This is a genomic window from Janthinobacterium sp. GW823-FHT01H08, assembly GCF_058797855.1.
Genome location: NZ_CM179504.1, coordinates 4,016,293 through 4,027,541, shown reverse-complemented (window position 1 = coordinate 4,027,541; position 11,249 = coordinate 4,016,293). Strand labels below are relative to the sequence as shown.

The 11,249-nt window shown below is 64.8% G+C and carries 9 protein-coding genes; 6 read left to right on the top strand and 3 right to left on the bottom strand.

What is annotated here, in order from left to right; genetic code table 11:
* Positions 1 to 37 precede the first annotated feature (37 nt).
* The 6 genes from AC3RCG_RS18010 to AC3RCG_RS17985 all read left to right on the top strand — a co-directional run bounded on the left by AC3RCG_RS18010 (position 38) and on the right by AC3RCG_RS17985 (position 4,875).
* Positions 38 to 631 carry a TetR/AcrR family transcriptional regulator gene (locus tag AC3RCG_RS18010; protein WP_492402758.1) on the top strand — a complete coding sequence of 198 codons (594 nt, stop codon included), beginning with the start codon at positions 38 to 40 and terminating at the stop codon, positions 629 to 631.
* Between the two features lie 424 nt (positions 632 to 1,055).
* Entirely contained in the window at positions 1,056 to 1,406 is a 351-nt protein-coding gene (locus AC3RCG_RS18005) for a VOC family protein (protein ID WP_492402760.1), read from the top strand.
* Between the two features lie 183 nt (positions 1,407 to 1,589).
* The gene (locus AC3RCG_RS18000) at positions 1,590 to 2,780 is read left to right on the top strand and encodes an acyl-CoA dehydrogenase family protein (RefSeq protein WP_121669853.1); all 1,191 of its coding nucleotides are present in this window, start codon (positions 1,590 to 1,592) and stop codon (positions 2,778 to 2,780) included.
* 16 nt (positions 2,781 to 2,796) lie between these two features.
* Entirely contained in the window at positions 2,797 to 3,942 is a 1,146-nt protein-coding gene (locus AC3RCG_RS17995) for an acyl-CoA dehydrogenase family protein (RefSeq protein WP_492402762.1), read from the top strand.
* Positions 3,939 to 4,427 carry a MaoC family dehydratase gene (locus AC3RCG_RS17990; RefSeq protein WP_230504839.1) on the top strand — a complete coding sequence of 163 codons (489 nt, stop codon included), beginning with the start codon at positions 3,939 to 3,941 and terminating at the stop codon, positions 4,425 to 4,427. The genes AC3RCG_RS17995 and AC3RCG_RS17990 overlap by 4 nt, the downstream gene beginning before the upstream one ends.
* Entirely contained in the window at positions 4,420 to 4,875 is a 456-nt protein-coding gene (locus AC3RCG_RS17985; protein ID WP_121669851.1) for a MaoC family dehydratase, read from the top strand. The genes AC3RCG_RS17990 and AC3RCG_RS17985 overlap by 8 nt, the downstream gene beginning before the upstream one ends.
* A 360-nt stretch (positions 4,876 to 5,235) precedes the next feature.
* Here the strand turns inward: AC3RCG_RS17985 and AC3RCG_RS17980 are convergent, their stop codons facing one another.
* The 3 genes from AC3RCG_RS17980 to AC3RCG_RS17970 all read right to left on the bottom strand — a co-directional run bounded on the left by AC3RCG_RS17980 (position 5,236) and on the right by AC3RCG_RS17970 (position 11,239).
* Positions 5,236 to 6,159 (bottom strand): diguanylate cyclase domain-containing protein, encoded by a 924-nt coding sequence (locus AC3RCG_RS17980; protein WP_492402765.1) that lies wholly within the window; start codon positions 6,157 to 6,159, stop codon positions 5,236 to 5,238.
* Positions 6,156 to 10,640, bottom strand: coding sequence for a PAS domain-containing protein (locus tag AC3RCG_RS17975; RefSeq protein ID WP_492402767.1), 4,485 nt, complete (start codon positions 10,638 to 10,640; stop codon positions 6,156 to 6,158). The genes AC3RCG_RS17980 and AC3RCG_RS17975 overlap by 4 nt, the downstream gene beginning before the upstream one ends.
* 233 nt (positions 10,641 to 10,873) lie before the next feature.
* Positions 10,874 to 11,239, bottom strand: coding sequence for a YgiW/YdeI family stress tolerance OB fold protein (locus AC3RCG_RS17970; RefSeq protein ID WP_492402769.1), 366 nt, complete (start codon positions 11,237 to 11,239; stop codon positions 10,874 to 10,876).
* Positions 11,240 to 11,249 lie beyond the last annotated feature (10 nt).

Genomic DNA, 11,249 nt, shown 5'->3' with positions numbered 1-11,249 from the left:
TGTAAACAATCATACGTATGTATGTAAGGGGAAAGCAATGGTTCGCCGCACGCGTGTGGAGATGGAAGAAACCCGAGCATCGTTGCTGGCTACCGCCCGCACAGTGTTCAGCGAGCGCGGTTATGCCGATACGTCAATGGACGACCTCACCGCGCAGGCAGGACTGACGCGTGGTGCGCTGTATCATCACTTCGGCGATAAGAAGGGCTTGCTGCTGGCGGTGGTAGAGCAGATCGACGCGGAAATGGATGGTCGCCTGCAAAGCATCTCCGACAGCGCTGGCGATCTGTGGGAAGGCTTTCGCCATCGCTGCCGTGCCTATCTGGAGATGGCCTTGGAGCCGGAAATTCAGCGCATCGTTTTACGCGATGCCAGGGCGGTGCTGGGAGGCGCTTCACCGGACTCGCAGCGTCATTGCCTCGAGTCGATGCAAGGGCTTATCCGCGAGCTGATTCATCAAGGCATCGTGGCCGACACTTGCCCAGAGGCACTGGCTTCGATGATCTACGGCAGTCTGGCAGAAGCGGCGTTCTGGATCGCCGACGGTGACGAAGGCAATGCGCGCTTGATAAAAGGAGTTGCGGCATTGGAATTGCTTCTACGTGGGATGTTACTAAAAAGGCAATCGTGAAAAGTGGCAATCTCGTCAGAAGCGGACCTTTTCGTAGAACCCTTGAGATTAATTTTATTGCAACCATATGAAACCTTGGATGACTGAAGCCAAACCAGTTTCGTTGCTGAATGTAGAGCTTTGCTTTCTCTTGAAGAAAGAGTTCTATTTCGGTCCGGACAGACATGCAGGCGTGGACACGTCAACATGTACACAGTGCCTTCAGCTGCCTTCATTTCCACGGTCTGAACCATCCATGGTACTTACTTCCGAACTTGACGGACGAGAGGGCGAGTTGGCTGCCTGCTACCGGCAGGTGGTGGAATTGGCTATCTGCCATGGAATGAATTTCAATTCGATTCGCCACCACTTCTGGGTGCGGTTGTGGATGTGGAATGGCAGGGGTGAGCTTTGAATGGTTCAATCATTAACACGGAGGAAAAATATGCAAGTCAAGCGTATCGTTGCCAATGTCCCCGTGTCGGATCCGGGCCTGGCGCGGAGGTTTTACGAGGAGGTGCTGGGCCTGAGCCTGCTGATGGACCACGGCTGGATCATGACGTATGGTGCGCAAACCGAGATGAGTGTTCAAGTGAGCTTCGCCACGCAAGGCGGCTCGAACACGGCTGTGCCAGACCTGTCGATTGAAGTCGATGACGTCGATACCGCATTTGCACGCATGGTTGCCGCAGGGTTTGTCATCGAATACGGGCTGAGCGATGAGCCCTGGGGCGTCAGGCGCTTTTTCGTGCGCGACCCTTTTGGCAAGCTCATCAATATTCTGTCGCACACATAGACGCGATGCCAACGGCGGCTGCGGGCCGCCAGCCGGCCAATGCCACCCGGCGCCGGCCTGTGTAAAAGCCCTGGCGCCGCTCCCAATCTGTTGTACAATCCTTGAGAACGGTCGTGCTTTTTTGTGCGCTGAGCTTCCTTGCGTGCAGGCATCACGGCAACTCATAAGAACAAGGAGACAGACATGGACCTGCATTACACGGCCGGGGAGACGGCGTTCCGCGACACGGTGCGCGCCTTCCTCGACACCCATCTGCCGGCGGACTTGCAGCGCAAGGTGCGCCAGCATCTGCGTCTGGCCAAGGACGACTATGTGCGCTGGCACAAGATTGTCGCGCAACAAGGCTGGGCCGCGCCGGCCTGGCCCGTCGAATACGGCGGCACGGGCTGGACGTCCGTGCAGCGCCATATCTGGGAAGACGAGTGCGCGCGCGCCGCCACGCCGCCGATTTTGCCCTTCGGCGTCAATATGGTGGCGCCCGTCATCATGGCCTTCGCCAACGCCGAACAAAAGGCATATTACTTACCGCGTATCCTCAACTGCGACGACTGGTGGTGCCAGGGCTATTCTGAGCCGGGCGCAGGTTCCGACCTGGCCTCGCTGAAAACGACGGCCGAGCGCGATGGTGACCATTACATCGTCAATGGCCAGAAAACCTGGACCACCCTGGGCCAGCACGCGGACATGATCTTTTGCCTGGTGCGCACGGACAGCACGGTGCGCAAGCAGGAAGGCATCAGTTTCTTGCTGATCGACATGAAAACGCCGGGCATCACCGTGCGCCCCATCATCATGCTCGACGAAGAACACGAAGTGAACGAAGTCTTTTTTGACAATGTGCGCGTGCCCGTCAGCAATCTGGTCGGCCAGGAAAACAAGGGCTGGACCTACGCCAAGTATCTGCTGGGCCACGAGCGCACGGGCATCGCCGCCGTGGGCCGCTCGAAGCGCGAATTGACTTTCCTCAAACAGCTGGCCATGCAGCAGACCAAGCGCGGCGCGCCGCTGCTGCACGACCCCGCGTTTGCCGCCAAGGTCGCTACCCTGGAAATCGAATTGATGGCGCTGGAAATGACGGTCTTGCGCGTCATCAGCGACGAGGGCAAGGGGCCGGGACCGCAGGCGTCCATGCTGAAGGTGCGCGGCTCGGAACTGCAGCAGCAACTGACGGAATTGATGGTGGAAGCCATCGGCCCGCAAGCCTTGCCATTCGACCCGGCATTTCTTGACGGCAGCGCGCCGCACAGCAGCGCTGGCGACGACCTGGCCGCGCCGCTGGCCGCGTACTACTTCAATTACCGCAAGACATCGATCTATGGCGGCTCGAATGAAATCCAGAAAAACATCATCACGCAGATGATCCTGGGCCTGTAAGCCAGAAGGAGACGACATGGACTTCCAATTCAATCAGGAACAGCAGCAATTCGCCGACGCGCTCCGGCGCTGGGTCGACAAGGATTACCCGTTTGAGACGCGGCAAACCATCATCCATTCCGCCACCGGTACGTCCGATGCCGCCTGGGCCACCCTGGCCGAGCTGGGCATGACGGCCTTGCCGCTGCCGGCCGCCGCGGGAGGTTTCGACGGCACGGCCGTCGACATGCTGCTGGTGATGCAGGAACTGGGGCGCGGCCTCGTGGTCGAACCGTATTTCGCCACCGTGCTCGGCGCGCGCTTCTTGACCCTGGCGGGCGGCCATGATGCGGTGCTGGAACAGGTGGCCAGCGGCAGCCTGAAACTGGCTTGCGCGCTCGGCGAGCGGCAGTCGCGCCACGACCTGCACGACATCGCCACGACGGCCACGGCCAGCGGCGACGGTTTCGTGCTCGACGGCGAGAAAACCGTCGTCATTCATGGCGCCCAGGCGGATTCTCTGATCGTCTCGGCGCGCAGCGGCGGAGGGCAGATGGACACGGAGGGCATTTCGCTATTCCTCGTGCCCGTCGACGCGCCCGGTGTTTCCGTGCGCGACTACCGCACCATCGACGGCCAGCGCGCCGCCACCGTGACCCTCGTGCAAGTGGTGCTGGGGCATGAGGCACTGGTCGGACAAAAGGGGCAGGGCTGGCCTGTGCTCGATGCCGCACTCGACTATGGCGCCGCCCTGCTGTGCGCGGAAGCCGTGGGCGCCATGGACGCCATCTTTGCCGCCACGCTCGACTACTTGAAGACGCGCCAGCAGTTCGGCGCGCCGATCGGCAAGTTCCAGGCCCTGCAGCACCGCATGGCCGACATGTTCATCCACCTGGAGCAAGCCCGTTCGATGGCCATGCTGGCCGCCGCCAAGGCCGATAGCGACGACGCGTCTGAGCGCCGCCGTACCGTGTCCGCCGCCAAGGCGCGGGTGGGACTGGCCGCCACCTTTGTCGGCCAGCAAGCCGTGCAATTGCATGGCGGTATGGGCGTGACGGACGAATTGCCCGCCGCCCATCATTTCAAGCGCCTCTCCATGATCGCCCTGACCCTGGGCGACGTGGACCATCACATCGAGCGCTTTATCGCCCAGCCGGGCTTCTTGCCGACGGAGACCGCATGACCGCATCGACCGCTATCGCCCCGAAACACTGGTATTTCGAAGACTTTACGCAAGGCCTGGAAATCGACCTGGGCCAGCGCCACGTGACAGAAAAGGAAATCATCGCTTTCGCCACGGATTTCGACCCGCAGCCGTTTCACGTTGACCATGCTGCGGCGGAAAAAACCATCTTCAAGGGCGTCATCGCCAGCGGCTGGCATACCTGCGGCATGATGATGCGCCTGGTGGTCGATAACCTGCTCAAGCATTCGTCCAGCATGGGTTCGCCCGGCCTGGACAGCATCCGCTGGCTCAAGCCCGTGCGCGCAGGCGACACCCTGCAGCTGACCTACCAGGTCAAGGAAGTGCGCCCGTCCACGTCGAAGCCGGACCGCGGCATCGTCATTTCCGTGTGGAGCGTGCGCAACCAGCATGGCGAGGTGGTGACCACCGTCGAAGGCATGGGCATGTTCGGCCGCCGCCCGGCCGGAGAGCACCATGCGTGATATCGCCGGCATCGCCGGTTTCCAGGCCTTGTCGGGACAGCACGTGGCCGTCTCCGACTGGCTCACCATCACGCAGCAGCGCATTGACACCTTTGCCGACGCCACGGACGACCATCAGTGGATCCATGTGGACGCCGAGCGCTGCGCGCGCGAGTCGCCGTACGGCTGCACCGTGGCGCACGGATTTCTCACACTGTCCTTGCTGCCCGCCATGCTTGCGGGCGCCTTGCACATGGCCGGCATCCGCATGGCCATCAACTATGGCCTGAACAAAGTGCGCTTCCCCGCGCCCGTGCCCGTCGGCAGCCGCCTGCGCGCGCGGCTCGACATCCTCTCCGTCGAGGACGTGCCGGAAGGGGCGCAGGTGAACTGGGCCGTGACAATGGAGAGGGAAGGCGACACGAAACCCGTGTGCGTGGCGGAATTTTTGATGCGCTGCTATCCCTGAGCGGCAAACTGAGCCCGCATCGCAGGTCGGCGTAGGTCGGCGTAGGTCGGCTTAGCCCGCAGGGCGTAAGCCGACATGTGGCGGCATCGTGCGGCAGTCCGACAGGCAGCCGTGCGCTCCTGCGCGTGCGCCGGATGTACGCTGGTGGCGCGCCGGCGCTTTCCGGCGAAGGAGTGGATGATGTCTAACAATGCAAGCAGCGGAAACAGCGGCGCTGGCAAGGGCGCCGCCAAGGGTAGCAGCGCTACGGGCAGAGGTCGCGGTCCTGGCAATGCGGCTGGCTGGCCCAGCACGACGGGACGGCCATCCGGCGGCAAGCGGTCCAACGCCCCGCCCGCAAAGAGGCGATCGCCTGCATGATTACTCCCCCTCCGACGCGCAATACCTGTCCCGCCCCGTCTGCTTGGCGCGGTACAGCAGGGCGTCGGCGGCGCGGATCAGGGCGCTGGGGTCCATGCCTTCCGTGGGCATGACGCTGGCCATGCCCAGGCTGACGGTGACGTGCGGGCCGGCGCTCGATCTGGCGTGGGCAATTTGCAGCGCGCGCACTTCGTCGAGGATGCGCTGGGCCACCACTTCGGCGCCGTCGCGCGTTTCCTGCGGCAGCAGGATGATGAATTCCTCGCCGCCGTAGCGCGCCAGCAGGTCGGGCGGGCGCACGGCGCAGCGGCGCAGGGCGGCGCTCACCTGCTGCAGGCACAGGTCGCCCGCCTGGTGGCCATACGTGTCGTTGTAATCCTTGAAGTGGTCGATATCGGCCATGATGAGGGCCATCGGCACGCCGTCGCGCGCGCAGCGCCGCCATTCGCTGTCCATCGTGTCATTGAAGCTGCGCCGGTTGGCCACGCCCGTCAGCGTATCCGTCAGCGACAGCTCGCGCATGGCGTCGGCCTGCCGCTTGATGGTCAGCTGGCTGCGCACGCGGGCCCGCACGACGGCTGCGTTGAACGGTTTCGTGATGAAATCGACGGCGCCCGCTTCCAGCGCCCGCGTCTCGTCCTCGGGCTGGTTCAGGGCCGTGACGAAAATGACGGGAATGGCGCTCAGGATGGCCGATTCGCGCAGCGCATTGCAGACGGCGTAGCCATCCATGCCGGGCATGACGGCGTCGAGCAGGATCAGGTCCGGCAGTTGATTATGCGCAATCTCCAGCGCCTTCTCTCCGCTCAGGGCGAACAGCACGTCGTGTTCCTCGCGCAGCAACTGGTGCAGGATCTGGATGTTTTCCATGGCGTCATCGACGATGAGGATGCGCCCGTTCATGGCAAGGTTGGTCCAGCTCACTTGTTTTCCTCTCGTTTCAGCTGATCGAGCACGAGTTTTTCCGCTTCGGAAAAATTCAGGGTTTCGATCGCGTTGGCCAGCGCCAGGGCCGCTTCCCGGTCTGATTGTTGCAGGGCGGGGTGCAGCGCGTGGAATTGGGCCAGCGCCTTCAGGTTATTGTTGCGGATCAGGACAAGCAAGTCGGCCAGGCCGGCGCGCAGGTCGGGCGGCGCGCTGCCGGGTGCGGCGGGTGCACCCTGCCCGCGCCGCAGGGGCGAGGGCAGGGTGCGCGCCGCCTCGATGACTTCGGCCATCGCCAGTTCCAGCTGCCCCAGCAAGGCGGGTGTCGCGTGCGATTGCGCCGTTTTGAGCGTTTTTTCCGCCTCGCCTGCCAGGCTGGCGACGTGGGCGGCGCCCAGGTTGGCCGCCACGCCGCACACGCGGTGCAGCAGCTGCGCCGCCTGCCGCGTCTGGCCGGCGGCCAGCAGGCGCCGCGTGTCCTCGACGGCGTCGCCTTGCGAATTTTCAAAGCGCTTGAGCAGGGCCAGGAAGGCGCCGTAGTCGCCGCCGAAGCGGTGCAGGGCCGCTGCCAGGTCGATGCCGGGCACCGTGGCCGGCACATCGGCCATCCACGCGACGGCGTTCGCGGCCGGCATGGCGCTGCCGCCAGTGCCCGCACCCGGCGGCGCCGGCACCAGCCGGGTCAGGGTCTCGATCATGTCGTCGACATCGATCGGTTTGGCCACATGCGCATTCATGCCGCTGGCGATGGCGCGCAGACGGTCCTCGTCCATGGCATTGGCCGTCATGGCGACGATGGGCAGGTCCGGCAAGCCCAGCGCGCGGATGGCCAGGGTGGCGTCGTAGCCGTTCATGACGGGCATCTGCAAATCCATCAGCACCACGTCCCAGGCGTCCGGCGTGCTGGCAAGCAAGTCGACGGCCAGCCGGCCGTTGGCGGCCACGGCCACGCGCGCGCCCGAGTGCAGCAGGATGTACTGCGCCACTTCCTGGTTGATTTCATTGTCTTCCACCAGCAGGACGCGCATGCCTTCCAGCAAGCCCGACAAGGGCGTGGACACGGGCAGCGCGGACGGCGCGCTGCGGCCTTCGCGCACGGCCGTCACGGCCGCCAGCAGGCGTGCCGGGGTGGCCGGTTTCGAGACGATGCCGGCCAGCATCAGGCTGTCGGCCAGGCGTTCGAGGTTTTCGCTGTCCTGGTCGGCCACCAGCATGATCACGGGCGGCAGCGCCAAGAGCGCATCGGCGCGCGCCTCGGTGAGCATGGAAATGCCATCCATGCCTGGCATGGCCGCGTCGAGCAGCACCAGGTCTGCCGGCGGCAAGCCGTCCGGGCCACCGGCCTGGCGCAGCAAGGCCAGGCCGGCCGCGCCGCTGTCGGCGCTGCGGCTGTGCCAGCCCTGCGCCGCGCACCAGTCTTCCAGCATGGCGCGCACGCTGGCGTTGTCGTCGATGATCAGCAGCGACAGGGCCCTGGGCGCGCCCTTGCCGCGCGGCTCGTGCGGCGCCGCCGCCTTGCCGAAGCGGCAGCGGAAGCGGAAGTCGGAACCCTGGCCCAGCGCGCTTTTCACGCTGAGCTGGCCGCCCATCAATTCCACCATGCGCCGGCAAATGGCCAGCCCCAATCCCGTGCCGCCGTATTTGCGGCTGGTGCCGCTGTCGCCCTGGGAAAACGCGTCGAAGATGCGTTCCTGCTCGGCCGCGCCGATGCCGATGCCCGTGTCGCGCACGGAAAACTCCAGGGTCACGCTGGCCGCATCCTCGGCCGCCATGCCGATGGACAGCACCACTTCGCCATGCGAAGTGAATTTGACGGCGTTGCCCACCAGGTTGATCAGGATCTGTTCCACGCGCAGGGCGTCGCCGATCAGCTCGTCCGGCACGCCGGGGGCCAGCACGAACACGGGCTCCACGCCGCGCGCCCAGGCACTGCTGGCCAGCAGCACGCCGACGCTGCCGAGCATGCGTTCGAGCTGGAAGCGGCGCTGTTCCAGCACCATCTGTCCCGCCTCGATCTTGGAAAAATCGAGCACGTCGTTGACGATATGGAGCAGCGACTGCGTGGCCATCTGGATCTTGCCGACGTAGCTGCGCTCGCGCCGTTCCAGCGGCGACTCTTCCAGCAGGCGCGCCAGGCCGATGATGGCGTTCATCGGCGTGCGGATTTCATGGCTCATGTTCGCGACGAATTCGCTCTTCGCCGTGCTGGCCGCCTCGGCCTTGTCGCGCGCGCGCACCATTTGCTCGTTGAGTTCGTGCAGGCGCAATTCCGTGCGCTTGAGCTCGGAGACGTCCGAGGCCAGCACGAAGAAGCCGCGCACGCCGCCGCTGTCGTCGACGTCGGGGATGTAATTGGTCCACGTATGGCATACCTGGCCCGTGGGGTCGAGCAGGTCGCGCTCGAAGCTTTGCGGCCGGCCCGCCAGCACGCCCTCGACGTGGGGCGCATACACGTCAAACAGTTCCTGCCCCAGCAATTCGCTCATGTGGATGCCGGCCAGCTCGGCGCTGCTGCGGCCAAACCATTCGTTATAGAAATTATTTGCGAAGCGGCAACGCAGATCGGCGCCCCAGTACGACACCATGCCGGGCAGGTTGTCGGTGACGGTGCGGATGAAGCGCTCGCTCTGTTCCAGGCGCAAGGTGGTGGCGTGCAGCACCTCGGTGGCGCGCTTGCGTTCCGTGATGTCGATCGACACCCCCAGCACGTGGCTGGCGCGCCCCGCGTCGTCGCGCAGCACCACCTTGCGCGTGGTGAAGTGGCGCGTGGTGCCGTCGGCCGTGTTGATCGGCTCCTGCTCGATTTCCACCATCTGCCCCGTGGCCAGCAGCTTGCGGTCGGCGCTGACGAAGGCGGCCGCCTGCTGCGGCGGGAAGAAGTCGTGGTCCGTCTTGCCCAGCAATTGCTCGCGCGAGCGTCCCAGGGTCAGTTCCGCATGGCGGTTGACCATTTCAAAGCTCAGCTTGTCGGCACGCTTGACGAAGACCATGGCCGGGATGTTTTCAATGATGGTGCCGAACAGGTGTTTCGAGCGGCGAAATTCCGCTTCGCTGCGCTTGCGCTCGCTAATATCGAGCCACAGGCCCGACACGCCCAGCAACTGCTGCTCGGGGCCGAAAATCGGGTGATACGAGACGATCCAGTGACTGAGCTGCTCGCGCTGCCGCCCGCCATGACCCTGCAATTCGAGGTCGACGATGGGCGATCCCGTTTCGAGCACCTGGCGCACGCAGCGTTCCACCTCCATGCGCACGGCGGCGTCGAACAGCATGGCGCCCACGGGACGGCCCAGATGCTGCGCCACGCTGGCCCCGTGGATGGCGGCCAGGTACTGGTTGATCATGACGACGCGCAAGTCCAGTCCCACGAACAGCATGCCGATGGGCGCCGTCGCGTAGACGGTTTCCAGCAGGCGCGTGGATTTTTCCAGGGCCAGGGTGCGCTCGCTCACCAGGCTTTCGAGCTGTGTGCGGTGGCGCCGCAAGTCGCGTTCCAGCGCGCCCAGCGCGGCTGCCATGTCGGCCGATTCGCGGTCCGTGTGCTTGTTCGAAAGCAGGGGTTTGCCTTGCGCCAGCGCATGGATCTGCACGGTCAGTTCCTGCAGGGTGCGGGCCAGGCGGCCGCCCACGCGCCAGGCCAGGGCAAAGCCGGCGCCCAGCAGCAGGGCCAGGATGAGGGAGCCGGTGACGACGGAGCGCAGCAGGGCTTCGGCCACCGTGCTGGTGCGGATAGTGACGGCCACCGTCCAGGCGTCGTCCGGCGCGCGGCGAAAGCCCGTATACACGTCGATGCCTTCCAGGGTGGCGTGGCGCAGCACGCCTTCGCGCTGCTGGCGTATCTGCTCCAGCAAGGGCGCCGGGCTGCGCTGGCCCACATAGCGCTGGGGCGCCAGGGTGCGCGCCACGTTGATGCCGTCGGCGTTGACGATGGCCGCGCCCAGGTAGGCCGGCAGGTGCAGCTCGCGCAGCAGCAAGGGCAGGTAGTCGGGCGGGTACAGCGCCGTCAGCACATAGGCGGGCCCCTTGTTACGCGGCAAGCGTTGGTTCAGGGCCAGCCGCGGCACCTCGTCCGGCGGCGTCAGCAAACTGGTCAGCCGTGGCTTGCCGTAGTCGCGCGCGCGGTCCATACTGGCGGCCCATTTTTGCGGCAAGGGGGGCGGTGTCTGGCCGGCGGGCAGCGATGTATTGATGAGCTGGCGTCCCTTGGCGTCGGAGACGATGAAGGCGCTGACGGCCAGGCCCGGCTGCAGCAGGCTGCCGGCCAGGGCGCGCAGGGCGCCGATATCGTCGTCTTGCAGGGCGGGCGAGGCGGCCAGCAGGCGCGCGGCCATCTGGGCGCCGCTCAAGTCGCGTTCGATGGCGGCGGAGACGGCGCGCGCCGCCTGCGCCGTTTCGCTGACGACATGGTCGCGTTCGCGCGTGTAGCTTTGCGCCACGAGCAGGAGAAACACGAGGGCCGTCGGAATGACCCAGGCGAACACCAGCCATGAAATTCTTGAGCGTATCGAAGGCAAATCTTGCACCCGGAAAGCTCCCAGAATGGATGAGTCGACAGGCAGGCTCACGCTGGCGCTGGCTGACCTTGAATGAAAAGATGCTAGACGAAATTGATTGTTCTGACAAGCCTAGTTTCTTGGGTGGAAAAAAGGTTGCGCAAGGCATACAGAAGGGAGGTGACGCCCCTCCCGCCGTGGCGGCGGGAGGGCAGGAAAACTTAGGGGACCACGGTCAGCACATCGACATCGATTTCCGGGCTTTCCATGAAATCTTTTTCTACTTCGCCGCGAATTTCCACGCGGGTCCTGGCGTCGATCTGGCGGTTCATGAAGACCTTGTCGTCGATGTCCACGCGGATTTCCGCCGTGCCGTCGGAAAACGTGTATTTCTCGTTCCCCACTTTGCGCAGCAGGTTGCCGCGCAGCACGACGGCCTGGTCGTCGACGGGATTTTTCAGGATGGCGGCCACATTGCCGGGCGCGGCAGGGCCGGCCGTCGGGCCCACGTATTGGGCGTGCGCGCCGCCGGCCAGCAAGGCGCAGGCGGCGGCCAGGGAGACGATGAGTTTGCGGTGCAGTGGCATGGTATTCCTT